Here is an 18267-nt window from a genome sequence, read left to right on the forward strand (position 1 = left end):
ATTTTGGAGGCGCAAGCGCGCACGGGCCGCCCCACGCGGCCCTGCCGGTGATGCGAAGGCTCAGCGCGGAATGACTTTCCAGGCTCCGTCCTGGCGGACGAGCTGGCGGTCGCAGTTGAACTCGTCGAGTTCCTTGGTATGCCCCGGCAGCGACTGGATGACGATCTCGCCACCCGCGCGCAGCGCCGCGATCGCCGCGCGCAGCGCGGGATCGGCATCCCACGGCGCGAATACGGCCAGCGCCCGCACTTCGACGGGCGACAACGACGCCACCTCGCGCAGGTCGAGCGAGAAGCCGGTCGCCGGACGGGCCCGGCCGAAGGCCTCACCGACCTTGTCGTAACGGCCGCCGCGCGCCACATAGTTGGGCAGGCCGGCAACGTAGGCGGTGAACATCACGCCGCTGTGGTAGTGGTAGCCGCGCAGGTCAGCCAGGTCGATATTGACGCTGGCGTCGCGCACCTCGCTGGCGAGGAAGGTCAGCTCGTCGAGCGCGCGCTGGATCTTCGGGCTCGCCGGCAATACGGCGCGCGCGCGCTCCAGCACCTCGACTCCACCGTACAGCGTCGGCAGCGCCAGCAGCGCATCGCGCTCGGCCTCCGGCATGCCTGCCGTGATCGCGCGCAGCGCGGGCACGTCCTTGGTCTCGAGCGCGGCGAACAGGTCGGCCTCGATCTTGCGACCAGACGGCAGCCCCTCCAGCAGAGCCTCCAGGATGCCGGCATGACACAGGTCCAGGCGGATGCCGGACAGACCAGCCGCACGCAGCGCGGCGAGCATCAGCTCCTGGATCTCGACGTCAGCCTCCAGGCCGGCATGGCCGTAGATCTCGGCACCGATCTGGATCGGCTCGCGCGTGGCATGGAAGCCCGCCGGTCGCGCATGGAGCACATTGCCGGCATAGCACAGCCGCGTGACCCCGGGACGGTTCAGCAGGTGCGCATCGATACGCGCCACCTGCGGCGTGATGTCCGCGCGCAGGCCCAGAGTCCTCCCCGAGAGCTGATCCACCAGCTTCAGCGTGCGCAGGTCGAGGTCGTGGCCGGTACCGGTCAGCAGGGACTCCAGGTATTCCATCATCGGCGGCATCACCAGCTCGTAGCCGTAGGTGCGGAACAGGTCCAGCATGCGGCGGCGCAGTTCTTCGATCTTGCGCGCCTCCGACGGCAGCACGTCGGCAATGTTTTCAGGCAGCAGCCAGTGGTCGGACATGGGGGAATCTCTTCTCGGTGAATCTGGTAATCGGTTGCGGGCGGCCGGTCCGGCCAGCCGCCCGGGGCGGCACGCGCGTTCAGGACTTCAGGACATCAATGCCGCAGCAGCAGGACGCCCAGCAGGCCAGCAGCCATCGCTACCAGCCCGAACACGCGCAATTGTGCATCAGGCAGCTGTGTCAGGCGAAGCATCGCCTGGCGCCACAACGCCGGCGCGGCAAAGGGAAGCATCCCCTCGAGCACCAGCAGCAAGGCCAGCGCGAGCCAGAGTGCGTCACTCATCGAAGTGCCCCAACAAGCATCGTCGCACCCGCCATCCGGACAAAACCCCGGCCGGGGCCGGGGTCTCGCCTGAAGCCGGGGCTGGCCGGACCGGTCAGCGGCGTCCCGCCGGTGCCGGCGCCGCACCGCCGCTCGAACGCATGTACTTGAAGAACTCGGAATCGGGCTCGAGCACCATCAGGTCGCGCTTGTCGCGGAAGGTGTTGCGATAGGCTTCCATGCTGCGCCAGAACTGCGCGAACTGCGGATCACGGCCGAAGGCCTCGGCGTAGATCTGCGACGCGCGCGCATCGCCCTCGCCCTTGGCCTTCTGTGCATCGCGGTAGGCCTCGGCCAGCAGCACTTCGCGCTGGCGGTCGGCATCGGCGCGGATCTTCTCGCCCTCGGCTGCCCCGGTAGAGCGCAACTCGTTGGCCACGCGCTTGCGCTCGGCCTCCATGCGGCGATAGACGGACTCGCTGATCGCCGGCAGCAGGTCGACCCGCTTGAGCCGCACGTCGAGGATCTCGACGCCGACCGACTGCGCGTACTCCGCCATGCCGGCGCGGATGTTCTGCATGACCTTCTCGCGTTCGCCGGCGACCACATCGGCAACGGTGCGCTTGCCGAATTCCTCACGCGCGACCGAGTCGATGCGCTGGGTCATGCGGTCCTGGGCGCCGCGGATATTGCCGCCGAAGGCCACATAGAACTTGCGCGGATCCGTGATACGCCACTTGACGAACCAGTCCACCACCATGCTCTTCTTCTCGGCGGTGAGGAAGCGCTCGTTGGCTGCCACGTCGATGGTCTGCAGGCGGCGGTCCATGAACACCACGTTCTGGAACGGCGGCGGCAGCTTGAAGTGCAGGCCGGGCTCGCGCACGACCTGCTTGATCTCGCCGAAGGCGAAGACCACCGCGTATTGGCGCTGGTCCACCACAAACAGCATGGAGGAACCCACGGCCAGCACGATCAGCAGGCCGATGACGAAGGAAATGAGTCGATTCATGTCTGGCCTCCTCAGCGCGAGTCGCGGTCGCGGTTGCGCAGGGCATCGCGCGAACGGCTGCTGTCGCCGGACATGTCGGGCGCCGAAGCTGCGCCCGCACCGCTGGCCGACTGCGACGATGCCGGCGTCTGCGCGGCGGGCGCCGCGCCACGCGCGTCACCCTGCGCCTGTGCCAGCAGCTTGTCCAGCGGGAGGTAGAGAAGGTTGCCGCCCTGGCGGGCATCGACCAGGATCTTGGTCGTGTTGCTGTAGATCTGCTGCATGGTCTCCAGGTAGATCCGGTCACGCGTGACCTGCGGTGCCTTGGCGTACTCGGCCTGAACCTGGCGGAAACGCGAGCCATCGCCCTCGGCCTGGGCCACCACGCGCGCCTTGTAGGCCTCGGCTTCCTCCACCAGGCGCGCCGCCGTGCCCTTGGCACGCGGGATCACGTCGTTGGCGTACGCCTGGCCTTCGCTGATCGCGCGCTCGCGATCCTGGCTGGCCTTGTTGACGTCATCGAACGCCGCCTGCACCTGCTCGGGCGGCTGCACGCTCTGCACGTTGACGGAAATCACGCGGATGCCCGACTTGTAGGCGCTCAGGATGCCCTGGATCGACTTTGCCAGCGACTGCGCGATCTGCTCGCGGTTCTCGTAAAGCGCCGCATCCATGCGGTTGCGGCCGATGATCTCGCGCACCGAGGTCTCGGCGGCCTGGGTCACCAGTTCCTCGTCACCGCCACGCTCGGTCTTGTTGTAGAAGAGGTAGTCCTGCGCATTGTCGATGTCGTACTGCACCGTGAAGCGCACGTCGATGATGTTCTCGTCCTGCGTCAGCATCGACGAGTCCTTCAGGTTCGTATCCTTGATCGAGGTCGAACGGCCCACCTCGACCGAACGCACGGCCGACAGATTGACGATTTCGGCCGACTGGATCGGCCAGGGCAGGCGCCAGTTGATACCCGGGCCGGTGCTGTACTTGAACTTGCCGAACTGCAGAATGACGGCGGTCTGGCCTTCCTGCACCATGAAGAAGCCGCTGGCCAGCCAGATACCGAGCGCGGCCACGACGATGACGCCGACACCGACGCCGGAACCCTTGCCACCCGGGCGGGGTGCGCCGCCGAAGCCCTGGTTGCCGCCACCGCCCTGGTCCTTGCGGCCCAGCAGGCCGTTCAGGCGCCGGTTGAAATCCCGCCAGAGTTCGTCGAGATCGGGCGGGCCGTCAGGCCGCTGGTTCTGCTGACGATTGTCGTCGCGCCCTTCCTTGTCGCGCCCATCGTCATCCTGACCATTGCGGCCCCAACGGGGATCGTTCAGCGAGAAGATGGCGCGTAGCCGCAGCCAAGCCTCGCGCAACGGGGCTGCGCCGCCGGCGAGGCGGTGCGAGGCAGGATTCCGGGAGAACTGGGGCATGAAGTGCACGGGTCCAGGAAGTTTGTAACAGGGGGATTCTAGCAGCCATCGACGCCACATTTGGCGAACCCGGCCAAATTGCCGGCGAATTGCGGCTAACGGGCGGGAACCTGGGCGCTGCCGGCTTCCCCGTCAGCGCCGCCCTCGGCGTCATCCGCCCCCTGCTCGCCGGCACCGCCGTGCGGCGCCATCTCGGTCAGGTGCGCCAGGCGCGGGTCGAGCGGCTCGGGATCGTCCGGCCGTTCGGCCAGCCAGTGCGCGACCTCGACGATGGCCCCACGCAGCGCTTCCAGGCCCAGCCCTTCGCGCGCACTGACGAAGACGCGCGTCGGCACGCCCGCTTCGTCCCGCTCCACGCGCGGACCCTGCGCAGCCAGTTCGGGCGACGCATCGATCTTGTTCATCACGACGATCTGCCGGATATCCGCCGCGTCGATCTCCGCCAGCACCCGGTTGACCTGTTCCACCTGCTCGTGCCGCACCGCGCTGGAAGCATCGACCACGTGCAGCAGCAGGTCGGCGTGCACGGTCTCCTCGAGCGTGGCACGGAAGGCCGCCACCAGTTGCGTGGGCAGGTCGCGGATGAAGCCGACGGTGTCGGACAGCACCACATTGCCCAGACCCTCCAGGTACAGGCGGCGCGAAGTCGTGTCGAGCGTGGCGAACAGTTGGTCGGCCGCATAGGCGCGCGCCTTGGTCAGCGCATTGAACAGCGTCGACTTGCCCGCGTTGGTATAGCCCACCAGCGAGATGCTCAGCGTGTCGTTTCGTTCGCGCGCGCGCCGGCGCGTGCTGTGCTGGCGCTGCAGCCGCGCGAGGTCGGACTTGAGCCGCTTGGCCCGGTCGTCCAGCATGCGGCGGTCCAGTTCGAGCTGACGTTCGCCAGGGCCGCCGCGCATGCCGATACCGCCCTTCTGCCGCTCCAGGTGGCTCCAGGCGCGGACCAGGCGCGAGGCCTGGTACTGGACCTGGGCCAGCTCCACCTGCACCTTGCCGACGTGGCTCTGCGCGCGCTGCGCGAAGATGTCCAGGATCAGGCCGGTGCGATCGATGACGTGGCGATTCAGGAAGCGCTCGAGGTTGCGCTGCTGCGCCGGGCTCAAGGCATGGTTGAACACGACCACGTCGGCATCGAGCGCATCGGCGGCCTCCCGCAGTTCCTCGGCCTTGCCCGAGCCGATGAACAGCGAGGGGTCGGGACGCGAGCGCTTGCCGGTCAGCGTATGGACGGGCAGCGAACCGGCCGTCGTGGCCAGCAGCGCCAGTTCGCCCAGGCTCTCCTGGAAGTCGTGCTTGCCGAAATCGACGCCGACCAGGATGGCGCGGGTGGGCGCGGAATTAGAAGTGTCTCTGGGTTGCAAGCGGGTCGGGCGCAGCGCGCCGGGGGGAAATCAGGGTGGAATAGCCTGCCACGCGTTTGGCGCCGGGGCCATTTGTGCCCGGCCGGTCGATCACACGGCGGGGGAGTGGCGCAGGTGCCGGCATACCGCAATCGGCCAGGCCTAGAGCAGCGCCGCCGCCCTCGCGGGGCGGCGGCACCGATCCGTAAAACGATAGCCGCGCGGGCGCGCGGCTGGCGATGTCGGTCGCCGTCGTATCAGCCTTCGGCCGAATCATCGACGCGGAAATTGACCGCGCGCGCCGGGACGACGGTGGAGATCGCATGCTTGTAGACCATCTGCGTCACCGTGTTGCGCAGCAGGACGACGTACTGGTCGAAGGACTCGATATTGCCCTGCAGCTTGATGCCATTGACGAGATAGATGGAAACCGGCACGTGCTCCTTGCGCAGCGCGTTCAGGAACGGGTCTTGTAGCAGTTGCCCTTTGTTGCTCATGGCACACTCCAAATTTATAGGTTTAGTGATGATCAATGGGGACATCAGTCCCCGATTTCAAGTCGATCGGCGCAAGAACGCGCCAGAAAAAAAACAAAACGGTGGTACCAAGCCGGTTTCAACAGGCGGGTGGCCCCGCTTACGTGAATTTAGCCTCAGTTCCAAGCGAACGCAAACGAAACTTGCCGTGGCAAACGCCCCGGCGCCGACTCACTCGTTCGATTCCGCAAACGGGTTTTTGTTCGTACGGAATTCGATGCGCAGCGGCGTGCCCTTGAGGTTGAACGCCGCACGGAATCGGTTCTCCAAGTAGCGCCGATAGGTCTCCGGCACGCCCGACAGGGAGTTCCCATGCACCACGATGATGGGCGGATTGGAACCACCCTGGTGCGCGTAGCGCAGCTTCGGCCGGGTCGCACCGACGCGGCGCGGCTGCTGGAACTGCACGGCCTCCTCCAGCACCCGCGTCAGGCGCGGCGTCGGCATCTTGATCATGGCCGCCGCGTAGGCTTCGTCGACCGAGCGCATCAACGCGCCGATGCCGGAGCGCTCGCGCGCGGAGATGAAGTGGAAGTTGGCGAAGTCGAGGAACTGCAGCTTGCGCTGCAGATCGTGCTTGATGCGGTCGCGGGCGTGGCCGTCCAGCCCGTCCCACTTATTGACGCCGACTACCAGCGCCCGTCCCGACTCGACCACGAAGCCGGCGATGTGAGCGTCCTGGTCGGACACGTCCTGCTGGGCGTCGAGCAACAGCACGACCACGTTCGCATCGTCGATGGACTGCAGTGTCTTCACCACCGAGAACTTCTCGATCGCCTCGAACACCTTGCCGCGCCGGCGCAGGCCGGCCGTGTCGATCAGGGTATAGGGCTTGCCCCCGCGCTCGAATTCCACATAGATGGCATCGCGCGTGGTACCCGGCATGTCGAAGGCGATCACGCGCTCTTCGCCGATCAACGTGTTGACCAGGGTCGACTTGCCGACGTTGGGACGACCGACGATCGCGATCTTGGTGCCACGGGCACCCGCGTCATCCGTCTCGGCAAGCTCGGGGCGCTCCTGCACGGCGATCTCGAGCGCTTCGTCGACGAGCTCGCGCACGCCATCGCCGTGGGTGGACGAGATGGCATAGGGATCGCCCATGCCGAGCTCGTAGAAGTCGGCCGCCACCGAGGTGTACTTCATGCCCTCGGCCTTGTTGACGGCGAGCATCACGCGCCGGCCGGTCTTGCGCAGGTAATCGGCGATGACGCGATCCTGCGGCGCCAGGCCGAGACGGCCGTCGACGAGGAAGATCACGACATCGGCTTCGACCACGGCCTGGCGCGTCTGCTTGGCCATCTCGGCCATGATGCCGTCCTTGGCCACGGGCTCGAAGCCGCCGGTATCGATGACGATGAATGGCCGCCCGCCGATGCGCCCCTCGCCATAGTGGCGATCACGCGTCAGCCCGGGCAGGTCGGCGACGAGGGCGTCGCGCGAGCGGGTCATGCGATTGAATAGCGTCGACTTGCCCACATTGGGCCGTCCGACGAGTGCGATAACTGGTTTCATGCAAAAAAAGGAAGCGGGGGCCGGCACCTGCCGCCCCCCGGGCTCCGGAGTCATATTGGTCCGACGGCAGGCCGCATCTGAGCGCGGCCTGCCGCTTGTCCTGTCGGGATCCTCCGCGCCGCGGCGCGGTTCATGCTACCGGATCAGCGCCGCCCCCGCCGACAGGTGCGCGGGCGGCGCCGTGTACTGGCGCGCGGCTGGCGCCGCGCCGCCGCTCAGTCCGGCACGTAGCCGTAGAGATCGCCGTCGCGGGTCTGTACCACCAGCGTCTGGCCGGCGAGGACCGGCGCTGCGCCGATCGCGCTGCCATCGGTCTTCATGCGCGCCACGATCTGGCCGTCGTCGCGCGACAGGAAATGCACATACCCTTCGAAATCCCCCACCACTACCGAGCGGCCCACCACGGTCGGGATACCGAGGCGGCGGTTCTGCAGCTGGTCGTCCTTCCAGCGCTCATTGCCATTCTGGCGGTCGAAGGCATGGACCACCGAGCGCTCATCGCTGGCGAACAGGGTCGTCTCGTCCTGGGCCAGGCCCGCCGGCGACGAGAAGTCGCGCGCCCATTGCGGCTGTCCATTCGACAGCTCCAGGCAGGCGATACGCCCCTGGAAGGTCGTCGCGCAGACCTGACGTCCCATCACCACCGGCGAGCCGGTGACGTCGTTCAGGCGCTCGATCTCCGAAACCCCCTTCGGATAGGACACGGTGCTTTCCCAGCGCAGCACGCCGTTGGATGGCGCCAGGACGCCGAGCTTGCCGCCCGGGAAGCCCATCACGATGCCGTCGCCGGCGAACACCATGCCCATGCCGGCGCGCAGGTTCAGCGCCGCCTGTGAGCGCTGGTAGATCCAGCGGCGATCGCCGTTCTGTGCATCGAGGCCGAGCACGCGCGTATCGGTGGTGCGCACCACGACCATGCCATTGCCGACCAGGGGCGTGGACAGTACTTCACCGTTGACCTGCTTCTTCCAGATCTGCTTGCCGGTATTGTCGAACGCGTAGATCACGCCCTTCTCGCCCGCCACCGCCGTCACGTTGCCGTCGCTGCCGGGACCGGTGGTCAGGTCGACATCGGTCTCCGCCTTCCACAGCACGCGGCCGCTGGCGCCTTCCAGCGCCACCACCTTGCCGCCGTTCGAAGAGGCATAGACCTTGCCGTCGGCCACGGTGGGCTGCAGGATGTACGGACCGCTCTTGCCGACGCCGGCCTTCCAGGCCTGGCGCACCGACAGCGTCGCCGTGATCGGCTTGAGCTCGGCCGGCGGATGCTTGTCCTCCTTGCCGAACAACGAGCAACCGCCCAGCACCGCCAGGCAGGCGCCGACGGCCATGGCACGGGCCAGGGCACCGCCGCGCTGGCTGGAGGCGGATCCGACTGCGGAAAGCAATGACGTCATAAGGTTCCGATAGTGTTTTGGGTGAGAACGCGCGAGGCGGGATCAGGCCGTACCGAGCGCGTCCAGCTTGAACTGGATGATCTGGCGCATCGCGGCGTCGCCGCCGCCGAGCTTGTCGATGGCCTGCTGGTAGGCTGCACGCGCGTCGGCCCGCTTTTCCTGGGCGGCCAGCAGATCACCGCGGCGATCCGCGTACAGCGCGGCAAACGCGGCCGGCGGCTCGCCGGCCAGCAGGGCCAGCCCCTGATCGTATGCCTTTTCGTCCAGCAGCAGCCCGGCCAGGCGCACGCGCGCCAGGCTGGCATATTCGGCGTTGCCGTGATCGATGGCCCACTGCAACTGCGTCTTGGCCGTGGCGAGATCGCCTGCATCGTACAGCACCTTGGCCGCCACCAGCGCGCTCATCGGACCGTAGGCGGTCTTGCCGAACTTCTCTTCCAGGTCGCCGGCAGCGCGCTTGAGCAGCGCTGCGTCGCGTGCATCCGCGGCCTTCAGCACCTGTTCATAGAGCACGGCCGCCTCGGCGGCCTGCTTGCGCTGCCAGTACTTCCAGCCGTTCCAGCCAGCAAAGACCAGCAGGCCGGCAATCACCAGCCAGGTCAGGGCGTTGCCATACTGGCGCCACCAGGCCTTGAGACTCTCAAGCTGTTCCTGTTCTTCTAGATCGTAAGCCATATCGAGGCGTCTACCGGAGTGTAAGGTTCGCTGCGTTTGTCACATTCAGTGCTTGCCGCCGCCATCGCGCGAGTCGCCTCGACGCGGCAGCGGCCCTGGCTGGTGGCGTCCTATTCGCTGGCGCCCACCATGGCGTCGACGATGTGGTCGACCAGGGCCTCGAGCGGCACCGAGACCTGCTGCCCGCCGCCCTCGGCCTGCGCGCCGCCGCGCAGTTCCTTGACCTGGGCCGCGCCGGCGGCCATTTCATCGTCGCCAATGATAACGGCGTAAGCAGCACCGCTACCGTCGGCGCGCTTCATCTGCGACTTGAAGCTGCCGCTCTTGCCGTCGGCCGTGGCATGCAGCACCACGTCCAGCCCGGCATCGCGCAGGCGCTCGGCGGCGATCATCGCCTGCTGTGCGGCGGCCTCGCCCTGGTGCACCAGGTAGACGTCGCAACCCTCGGCCTCGGGCACGAGCCCTTCCTCGCGGATCAGTTCGATGATGCGCTCGATCCCCATGGCCCAGCCGCAGGCCGGCGCCGCTTTGCCACCCATCTGGCTGATCAGCGGATCGTAGCGGCCACCGCCGGCGATGGTACCCTGCGCGCCGAGCTTGTCCGTGATCCACTCGAACACGGTCAGGTTGTAGTAATCGAGCCCCCGCACCAGGCGCGGGTTGATGGTGAACGGCACGTTGTTGGCCTTCAGCAGGCGCTGTACGCCATCGAAGTGGGCCAGCGACTCCTCGCCGAGGAAATCGATCAGCTTGGGCGCGTTGGCTGCCATCTCCTGCAGCGCGGGATTCTTGGTGTCGAGCACGCGCAGCGGATTGGTATAGAGACGGCGCTTGCTATCCTCATCGAGGATGTCCTGGAAGCCCTCCAGGTACTTGATCAGTTCCTCGCGGTGCGCGGCGCGCTCATGCGCCTGGCCGAGCGAGTTCAGTTCCAGCCGGACACCGACCAGGCCCAGGTCATCCCACAGGCGCTGGCACATCAGGATGATCTCAGCGTCGACGTCCGGACCGGCAAAGCCCAGCGCCTCGGCGCCAAGCTGGTGGAACTGCCGGTAGCGGCCGCGCTGCGGACGCTCGTGGCGGAACATCGGGCCGGTGTACCACAGCCGCTTCGGGCCGTCGTACAGCAGGTTGTGCTCGATGGTGGCACGCACCGCCGCCGCCGTGCCTTCGGGGCGCAGCGTCAGGTGCTCGCCGTTCAGCGCATCGGTGAAGGAGTACATCTCCTTCTCGACGATATCGGTCACCTCGCCGATGCCACGCACGAACAGTTGCGTATGCTCAACGATAGGCGTACGCAGTTGCTGGTAGCCGTAGGCGCGCAGCATGGCGCGGGCCGCATTCTCGAAATGCTCCCACAGCGCCGCATCGGCGGGCAGCATGTCGTTCATGCCCTTCACGCCCTTGATGGCCTGCATCGGCTTGGCCTTGGCCTGGCTCTCGGTCTTGGCAGCGTCGGCTGCCGGCTTCACGGATTCGCTCATCTTTTCCAATCTTGCCGCGGCGCCCTCAGGCGGCCGCCTCGGCCGCCGCCTTCACGGCGCCCGGTCCATAGTGCGTACGCACATACTCATCGACGATCGCCTGGAACTCCTCGGCGATGCGTTCTCCGCGCAGCGTCCTGACCTTGACGCCGTCGACGAACACCGGTGCCGCCGGCGACTCGCCCGAGCCCGGCAACGAGATGCCGATATTGGCATGCTTGCTCTCGCCCGGACCGTTGACGATGCAGCCCATCACGGCCACGTCCATCTCTTCGACGCCCGGGTAGGCGGTCTTCCATACCGGCATCTGCTCGCGCAGGTAGGCCTGGATGCTGGCAGCCAGCTCCTGGAATACCGTGCTGGTGGTACGCCCGCAGCCCGGGCAGGCAATCACCATCGGGGTGAAATTGCGCAGTCCCATGGTCTGCAGGATTTCCTGCCCCACGTAGACCTCCTTCTCGCGCGGCGCTCCCGGCTCAGGCGTCAGCGAGATGCGGATGGTGTCGCCGATGCCTTCCTGCAGCAGCACCGACAGCGCGGCGGTGGAAGCGACGATGCCCTTGCTGCCCATGCCGGCCTCGGTCAGGCCCAGGTGCAGCGCATATTCGCAGCGGCGTGCCAGTTCGCGGTAGACGGCGATCAATTCCTGCACCTGCGAGACCTTGCACGACAGGATGATCTGGTTGCCCGGCAGCCCGATCTCCTCGGCCTTGCGCGCCGACTCGATGGCCGAGGTGATCAGCGCCTCGACCATCACGCTCTGGGCCGGCCACGGCTCGGCGCGGTTCCCGTTCTCGTCCATGATGCGCGCGAGCAGGTCCTGGTCGAGGCTGCCCCAGTTGACGCCGATACGCACCGGCTTCTGGTAGCGGCAAGCCATCTCGATCATCTGGGCGAACTGCGTGTCGCGCTTGGCGCCCTGGCCGACGTTGCCGGGGTTGATACGGTACTTCGACAGCGCTTCGGCGCAGGCCGGATGGTCCTGCAGCAGCTTGTGGCCGTTGTAGTGGAAATCGCCGACCAGCGGCACGTCGATCCCCATGCGGTCGAGCTGCTCGCGGATGGCGGGCACGGCCGCCGCAGCCTCCGGCGTGTTCACGGTGATGCGCACGATCTCCGAGCCGGCACGGGCCAGTTCCTTGATCTGGATGGCGGTGCCGATCGCGTCAACCGTATCGGTGTTGGTCATCGACTGCACGCGCACCGGTGCATCGCCGCCGATGGTGACGACATTGCCGCCCCAGACGACGCGCGCCTGGCGCGTCTGCCGGCGCGGTTGCGAGCCGGGCAGTACCGGCTGACAGGCCTGTTGGTTCATGGTCAATCCTACCTTGCTAAGCTGCTCGCCCGCTGCCCTCAGGGCAGCGTCAGGCGCGCCACGTTATTGCGGTTGGCCGCCTGCAGGTCGACCGGCGCGCCATTGCGGGTCATCGATTCGACGCCCTTCACGTTGCCGATCACTACCTTGTAGGGAGCCTCGCCGCCACCGCTGACTTCCTGTCCAGCCTTGGCGGAACCACCCAGCACGACCTTGCCGCGGCGATCGCGGATCTCGTACCAGGTCTCGGCGGCGAACCGGATCTGCAGCTCGCCATTGCCGGCGGCTGCCGTCGCGGCCGGGCTGGCCGGCGCTGCCGCCACGGGCGCCGAAGCTGCCGCAGCCGCCGTTGCCGCCGCAGCCGGCACAGTGGCTGCGGGCACCTGGGCCGCAGGCACGGACGCCGTCGCCGCTGCACCGCTCGCAGCCGCACCGCTGGCGGCCGAAGTATCCTCGGACGGCGCCGGACTGTCGGCACCGTTCATGACCGTGGGCAGGGTCGCCGAGACCGTGCCCGGGGCGGCATCGGGTTGGGATGCTGCAGCATCTTCCGCCGGCTGGGCATTGACGGCGGCCTTGCGCGCTTCCAGCCATTCCTTGGCGTGGTCCAGGCCGAAATAGGCACCGGCGCCGATCACCACGACCACCAGTGCCAGCCAGATCCAGCGCCCACCCGAACTGCGCGAGCCGACCGGGCTGCGCGAGGCGAAGCGGTTGCGCCCATCGAAGCTCTGGTTCAACCCGCCGTCGCGGCGCGCGACCAGATCGACGGTCGGTTCCGGACTGGGTTGCAGCCGTGCCAGCAGCGCGTCGACGTCGGCATGGAGCATGCGCGCATAGGCGCGCATCACGCCCTTGGCGAAGATGACGTCCGGCATGCCGCCCAGCTCACCCGCCTCGAGCGCCTTGAGCTTGGCGGCGGCGACCTTCAGCCGCGCGCTGACATCCTCGATGGAAAGACGCTGCGCCTCGCGGGCCTCGGCCAGCCGCGCGCCGATCTCGCGCACGACCGCATCGCGCTCGGCGCTACCTGCCGAAGGCTGGCTGTCGACGCGATCCCCCTGTTCACTCATCCCAAGCTCCTTGTTCATATGCGGCCAGTTCGGGCGACTCCGGGAAGCGGCTGCGCAACTGCGCAATCATCGCCTCCTGCGCGGCAGCGTCGCCCTGCCGGTGGGCAATGCGCGCTCCCAGCCAGAGGGATTGCGCGCTGGCGGCACTGCCGCCATTGACGCGCCCGACGGTCTGCCAGGCACGCGGGAATTCGCCGCGCCGGTAGTAGACCAGCGCGAGGTTGGTGATCGCCGCCGCGTTGCTGCGATCGTAGCCGAGGGCCCTCTGCAGGCTCTTCTCGGCGCCGTCGAGGTCGCCGCGGCGCAGCCGGCAGACGCCCAGGCTGATCTGCGGCTTGAGCGGGCCGCTGGCCGACGGGGCGGCGACGGCACGCTCCAGCATCGGCAGCGCCTCCTGGTAGCGCGCCTGCTGGCACAGGAACCAGCCGAAGTTATTGAGCAGGTCGCCATCGTCACCACGCAGCGACAGCGCGCTGCGGAAGCTCTGCTCGGCCAGTGCGCCCTCGTTCATGTTCGCGTAGACCAGTGCGCGCACATGGTAGGCATCCGCCAGTTCGGGATCGATGGCGATGGCCTGCTGCGCCTCCTCCAGCGCAACGGCGTTCTGGCCCGCCTGCATGTAGTTGGTGGCCAGCTGCAGGCGGATGATGGCGCGCCGCTTGAGGTCAGCCTGGCTGTTCGCCTGGACCTCCGGCGCCGGCGGACGCGGCGCCTGGCAGGCGGTCAGCATCACCAGCCCCAGCAGGGCCGCGATCAACAGGCGCATCATGCAGGGCGAACCTCCCGGGACGGCGTGTCCGGGCCGCTGGCGGCGACGGGCACGAGCGGCGTGATCTTGCCGAACTTGCCGCGTTCGGCCAGCCGGGTGCGGTCCTTGACCTCGCCGGCCAGCTGCCCGCAGGCGGCGTCGATATCGTCGCCGCGCGTCTTGCGGATGGTAGTGACGATACCGGCATCCATCAGCACTTGGGCAAAGCGGCGGATCTGCTCGTTTCCCGAGCGCTTGAGGCCGGATTCCGGGAAGGGATTGAAGGGAATCAGGTTGAACTTGCAGGGCACATCGGCCACCAGTTGCAACAGTTCCCGCGCATGCTCGACGCCATCATTGACGCCGTCCAGCATGCAGTATTCGAAAGTGATGAAATCGCGCGGCGCGAACTCCAGGTAGCGGCGGCATGCCGCCATCAGCTCGGCCAGCGGGTACTTCTTGTTCAGCGGCACCAGCATGTCGCGCAACGGATCGTTGGACGCGTGCAGCGATACTGCCAGCGCGACCGGCAGGTCCTTGGCCAGGCGATCCATCATGGGCACCACGCCCGAGGTGGACAGCGTGACGCGGCGGCGCGACAGTCCATAGGCATTGTCGTCCAGCATCAGGCGCATGGCCGGCACCACCTGGTCGTAGTTCAGCAGAGGCTCGCCCATGCCCATCATCACCACGTTGGAGATGACACGGTCGTCCTTCGGGCCGCGTCCGAGGCGTGCGCGCATGGCGAACTCCGCCATCCAGAGCTGGCCGATGATCTCGCCCGCGCTCAGGTTGCGCGAAAAGCCCTGCTTGCCGGTGGAGCAGAAACGGCAATTGACGGCACATCCCGCCTGCGAGGAAACACACAGCGTGCCGCGTGTCTCCTCCGGGATGTAGACCGTCTCCACCGCATTGCCGGCGCCGACGTCGAGCAGCCACTTGCGCGTACCGTCCGCCGATTCATGATCGGCGATGACGGACGGCGCCCGGATCTCGGCCCGCGTCGCGAGCTTCTCGCGCAGCGACTTGGCGAGATCCGACATGGCATCGAAGCGGCTGGCACCGAACTGGTGGATCCAGCGCTGCAGCTGCCGCGCACGAAACGGCTTCTCGCCGAGCTCGCCGCAATAGGCGGTGAGCGCGTCCGCGTCCAGATCGAGCAGGTTGACGAGATCGTTCATGAGGGCAGCTTGGGTCTTGCGTCTTGCTTGAGGCGTTTGAAGCGTTACGAGTCGCTTTGAGTCTAGTCCTGGGCTACAGGCGAGACAATCAGCGGCTGTAAACGTTCATGCCGGGGAAGAAGAAAGCCACTTCCACGGCTGCGGTTTCCGGCGCGTCCGAACCGTGCACGGCGTTGGCGTCGATGCTGTCGGCGAAGTCGGCGCGGATGGTGCCCTTCTCGGCCTTCTTCGGGTCGGTGGCGCCCATCAGGTCGCGGTTCTTGCTGATGGCGCTTTCGCCTTCCAGGGCCTGGATCATGACCGGGCCGGAGACCATGAAGTCAACCAGGTCCTTGAAGAAGGGACGCTCCTTGTGCACAGCGTAGAACTGCTCGGCTTCGCCGCGCGACAGGTGCACCATCTTGGCGGCAATGATCTTCAGGCCGGCAGCTTCGAAACGGGCGTAGATCTGGCCGATGACGTTCTTGGCCACGGCATCCGGCTTGATAATCGAGAGGGTGCGTTCGATCGCCATAAAAACTCCGAAAAATGAAGGGGTTACAAATGGATTAAACCTGCAATTCTAGCACGAGACAATGAACGCACGGCGTATCCGGCAATGGCGCGCGGGCCGTCAGCGGGGCGCCGGTGCAGCCGCCCGCACCTGTGCCTTCTACCATACATTCAAGAATAGCCATGATTGTCGGGAACAGATTGCGAGTTTTCTCGCTCCAATGCGAGCAAGTGTGAAGGCAGCAGCACCCTGATGTGCCGTATAAGCTGCCCAGGCCTTGCAATTCGGGCCATGCGATGCCACATTGCCACTGAGCCCGCCCGGGCCCGCCCGGCGCCTCACCTTTCGAGACAGGAGTCACCATGGACAACAAGCTGAACACCTACGGTTTCGGCAATGCAGGGAGCGTCACCGATGTCACGGTGCGCAACAGGGTCTTGCGCAACACCTACTGGCTGCTGGCCATTTCGATGATCCCGACGGTGCTCGGCGCCTGGATCGGCGTCGTCAGCGGCTTCAGCCTGATGGCCGGGCGCCCCGGCCTGTCGCTGATCCTGTTCCTGGGCATCGCCTTCGCCTTCTTCTACGGCATCGAGAAGACCAAGAACAGCGGCATGGGCGTGGTCCTGCTGCTGGCCTTTACCTTCTTCATGGGCCTGATGCTGTCGCGCCTGATCAATGCGACGCTGCAGTTCTCCAATGGACCGGCGCTGATCATGTATGCCTTCGGCGGCACAGCGGCCGTATTCGGCGCCATGGCGACGGTGGCCACCGTCAGCAAGCGCGATTTCTCCGGTCTGGGCAAATTCCTCTTCGTCGGCGTGATCCTGCTGTTGCTGGCCAGCGTGGCCAATATCTGGCTGCAACTGCCGTCGCTGATGATCACCGTGTCGGTGATCGCCATCGGCATCTTCTCCGCCTACATCCTGTTCGACGTGCAGCGCGTGGTCAACGGGGGCGAGACCAACTACGTGACCGCTACCCTGGCGATCTACCTGGATGTCTACAACGTGTTTGCCAACCTGCTCGCTCTGCTGGGCATCTTCGGCGGCAACCGCGACTGACGGGCTCGGTGCGCCCGGCCCGGGATGCACCGGCAACAAAGAAAAAAGAGCCGGCTTCATGCCGGCTCTTTTTCGTCCGGGTGGCCCTGGCCACCCTTGCCTGCCGGGCTCAGCCGCGCTCGAACACCGCGATCGACTCCACGTGCGAGGTGTGCGGGAACATGTTCACCACGCCGGCACCGGCCAGCCGGTAGCCTGCCTCGTGCACCAGCAGCCCGGCATCGCGCGCCAGCGTGGCCGGGTTGCAGGAGACGTAGACGATGCGCTGCGGCAGTACATCGCTACCCTGCTGGGCCAGTTCGCCCAGCGCCTTGCAGACGGCCAGCGCGCCTTCGCGCGGCGGGTCGACCAGCCAGCGGTCGAAACGGCCCAGCGCGGCAATGTCGGCGGCTTCCACCTCGAACAGGTTGCGGCAGGCGAACTCGGTCTTGTGATCCAGTCCATTGGCCTTGGCATTGGCCAGCGCGCGCGTGGTCAGCGCTTCGCTGCCTTCAATGCCCATTACCGAGCGCCCCTGGGTTGCCAGCGGCAGGGTGAAGTTGCCGATACCGCAGAACAGGTCCAGCAGGCGATCGCCGGGCTGCGCCTCGAGCAGTCGCAGCGCCCGGCCGATCAGCACGCGGTTGATCTGGTGGTTGACCTGGGTGAAATCGGTCGGCTTGAAAGGCATGCGGATACCGAACTCGGGCAGCGTGTAGGCCAGCTCCCGATCCAGCGGGTAGAAGGGCACTACCGTATCCGGCCCCTTGGGCTGCAGCCAGAACTGCACGCCGTGGCGATCGGCGAAGGCGCGCAGCAGGTCATGGTCTGCCTCGTTCAGCGGCTCCAGCACGCGCAGCACCAGCGCCGTGACATCGGCGCCGACCGCCAGCTCGATCTGCGGCATGCGGTCGCGGATCGACAGCCCCGCCACCAGTTCGCGCAGCGGCACCAGCAGCGCCGACACATGCGGCGGCAGCACCTCGCAGCGCGTCATGTCGGCCACATAGCTGCTCTTGCGCTCGTGGAAGCCCACCAGTACCCCGCCCTTCTTGGCGACGTGACGCACCGTCAGTCGCGCGCGGTAGCGGTAACCCCAGTCCGGGCCGGCGATGGGCCGGAACACTACGTCGGGACGGATCTTGGACAGGTGCCAGAGATTGTCCTCGAGCACGCGCTGCTTGATCGCCAGCTGGGCACGCCCATCCAGGTGCTGCATGGAGCAGCCACCGCAGACGCCGAAGTGCTGGCAACCCGGCTTCACCCGCATCACCGACTCCCGCTTGACCTCGACCAGGTGCGCCTGCTCGTAGCTGGGCTTGCGGCGGTAGCTGCGATAGCTGACCATTTCACCTGGCAGTGCCCCTTCGACGAAGATCACCTTGCCCGGCGTGCCGTCCTCGTTGACGAGGCGGCCGACGCCACGCGCCTCCATGTCAAGGCTGTCGATCTGGACAACGGGATCCGGCGCGGGCGCGGAAGCGGCGGGTGCGGCGCCGGCGGCACCCGAGGAAGGCTTGGCTTGGGAAGAAGACACGGCTTGGGACACCAGGGGAAGCTGTCGTATTGTTTTGCGAAAG

Annotated in this window: 17 protein-coding genes; 1 reads left to right on the forward strand and 16 read right to left on the reverse strand. The window is 66.9% G+C overall.

The window, feature by feature from the left end:
• Nucleotides 1-60: 60 nt before the first annotated feature.
• The 15 genes from BKK80_RS14730 to ndk all read right to left on the reverse strand — a co-directional run bounded on the left by BKK80_RS14730 (nucleotide 61) and on the right by ndk (nucleotide 15665).
• Entirely contained in the window at nucleotides 61-1212 is a 1152-nt protein-coding gene (locus BKK80_RS14730; protein WP_071013916.1) for an ATP phosphoribosyltransferase regulatory subunit, read from the reverse strand.
• 95 nt (nucleotides 1213-1307) lie between these two features.
• Nucleotides 1308-1496 (reverse strand): DUF2065 domain-containing protein, encoded by a 189-nt coding sequence (locus tag BKK80_RS14735; protein ID WP_071013919.1) that lies wholly within the window; start codon nucleotides 1494-1496, stop codon nucleotides 1308-1310.
• A gap of 94 nt (nucleotides 1497-1590) precedes the next feature.
• Nucleotides 1591-2487, reverse strand: coding sequence for a protease modulator HflC (hflC, locus tag BKK80_RS14740; RefSeq protein ID WP_071013921.1), 897 nt, complete (start codon nucleotides 2485-2487; stop codon nucleotides 1591-1593).
• A gap of 11 nt (nucleotides 2488-2498) precedes the next feature.
• On the reverse strand, nucleotides 2499-3884 hold the full coding sequence (gene hflK, locus BKK80_RS14745; protein WP_071070082.1) for an FtsH protease activity modulator HflK: 1386 nt from the start codon (nucleotides 3882-3884) through the stop codon (nucleotides 2499-2501).
• A 95-nt stretch (nucleotides 3885-3979) separates the two neighbouring features.
• A complete protein-coding gene (hflX, locus tag BKK80_RS14750) occupies nucleotides 3980-5245 on the reverse strand; it encodes a GTPase HflX (protein WP_071013929.1) in 1266 nt (421 codons plus the stop codon).
• 236 nt (nucleotides 5246-5481) lie between these two features.
• Nucleotides 5482-5721: an RNA chaperone Hfq gene (gene hfq, locus BKK80_RS14755; protein ID WP_006577126.1), complete on the reverse strand. Its 240-nt coding sequence runs from the start codon at nucleotides 5719-5721 to the stop codon at nucleotides 5482-5484.
• Between the two features lie 210 nt (nucleotides 5722-5931).
• Nucleotides 5932-7275 (reverse strand): ribosome biogenesis GTPase Der, encoded by a 1344-nt coding sequence (gene der, locus BKK80_RS14760; protein ID WP_071070084.1) that lies wholly within the window; start codon nucleotides 7273-7275, stop codon nucleotides 5932-5934.
• A gap of 215 nt (nucleotides 7276-7490) precedes the next feature.
• Entirely contained in the window at nucleotides 7491-8672 is a 1182-nt protein-coding gene (bamB, locus tag BKK80_RS14765; RefSeq protein ID WP_071013934.1) for an outer membrane protein assembly factor BamB, read from the reverse strand.
• A gap of 42 nt (nucleotides 8673-8714) precedes the next feature.
• The gene (locus tag BKK80_RS14770; RefSeq protein ID WP_071013937.1) at nucleotides 8715-9347 is read right to left on the reverse strand and encodes a YfgM family protein; all 633 of its coding nucleotides are present in this window, start codon (nucleotides 9345-9347) and stop codon (nucleotides 8715-8717) included.
• A gap of 110 nt (nucleotides 9348-9457) precedes the next feature.
• Entirely contained in the window at nucleotides 9458-10765 is a 1308-nt protein-coding gene (gene hisS / locus BKK80_RS14775) for a histidine--tRNA ligase (RefSeq protein ID WP_167366690.1), read from the reverse strand.
• A 91-nt stretch (nucleotides 10766-10856) separates the two neighbouring features.
• Entirely contained in the window at nucleotides 10857-12149 is a 1293-nt protein-coding gene (ispG, locus tag BKK80_RS14780; RefSeq protein WP_071013942.1) for a flavodoxin-dependent (E)-4-hydroxy-3-methylbut-2-enyl-diphosphate synthase, read from the reverse strand.
• A gap of 38 nt (nucleotides 12150-12187) precedes the next feature.
• On the reverse strand, nucleotides 12188-13222 hold the full coding sequence (locus BKK80_RS14785) for a helix-turn-helix domain-containing protein (protein ID WP_071013944.1): 1035 nt from the start codon (nucleotides 13220-13222) through the stop codon (nucleotides 12188-12190).
• Nucleotides 13215-13991, reverse strand: coding sequence for a type IV pilus biogenesis/stability protein PilW (gene pilW, locus BKK80_RS14790; protein ID WP_071038187.1), 777 nt, complete (start codon nucleotides 13989-13991; stop codon nucleotides 13215-13217). Before pilW ends, BKK80_RS14785 begins: the two co-directional genes overlap by 8 nt.
• Complete coding sequence (gene rlmN, locus BKK80_RS14795; protein WP_071013949.1) at nucleotides 13988-15151, reverse strand: dual-specificity RNA methyltransferase RlmN; 1164 nt, start codon at nucleotides 15149-15151, stop codon at nucleotides 13988-13990. Before rlmN ends, pilW begins: the two co-directional genes overlap by 4 nt.
• An 88-nt stretch (nucleotides 15152-15239) precedes the next feature.
• Nucleotides 15240-15665, reverse strand: a complete 426-nt coding sequence (ndk, locus tag BKK80_RS14800; protein ID WP_071013952.1) for a nucleoside-diphosphate kinase — start codon at nucleotides 15663-15665, stop codon at nucleotides 15240-15242.
• A gap of 341 nt (nucleotides 15666-16006) precedes the next feature.
• Here ndk and BKK80_RS14805 point away from each other — a divergent pair, with 341 nt between their 5' ends.
• Nucleotides 16007-16708, forward strand: coding sequence for a Bax inhibitor-1/YccA family protein (locus tag BKK80_RS14805; protein ID WP_071013954.1), 702 nt, complete (start codon nucleotides 16007-16009; stop codon nucleotides 16706-16708).
• 109 nt (nucleotides 16709-16817) lie between these two features.
• On the opposite strand, the gene rlmD is transcribed toward BKK80_RS14805, so the two are convergent.
• Nucleotides 16818-18122 carry a 23S rRNA (uracil(1939)-C(5))-methyltransferase RlmD gene (rlmD, locus tag BKK80_RS14810; protein ID WP_071070086.1) on the reverse strand — a complete coding sequence of 435 codons (1305 nt, stop codon included), beginning with the start codon at nucleotides 18120-18122 and terminating at the stop codon, nucleotides 16818-16820.
• Nucleotides 18123-18267 lie beyond the last annotated feature (145 nt).

The organism is Cupriavidus malaysiensis (genome assembly GCF_001854325.1).
GTDB lineage: Bacteria > Pseudomonadota > Gammaproteobacteria > Burkholderiales > Burkholderiaceae > Cupriavidus > Cupriavidus malaysiensis.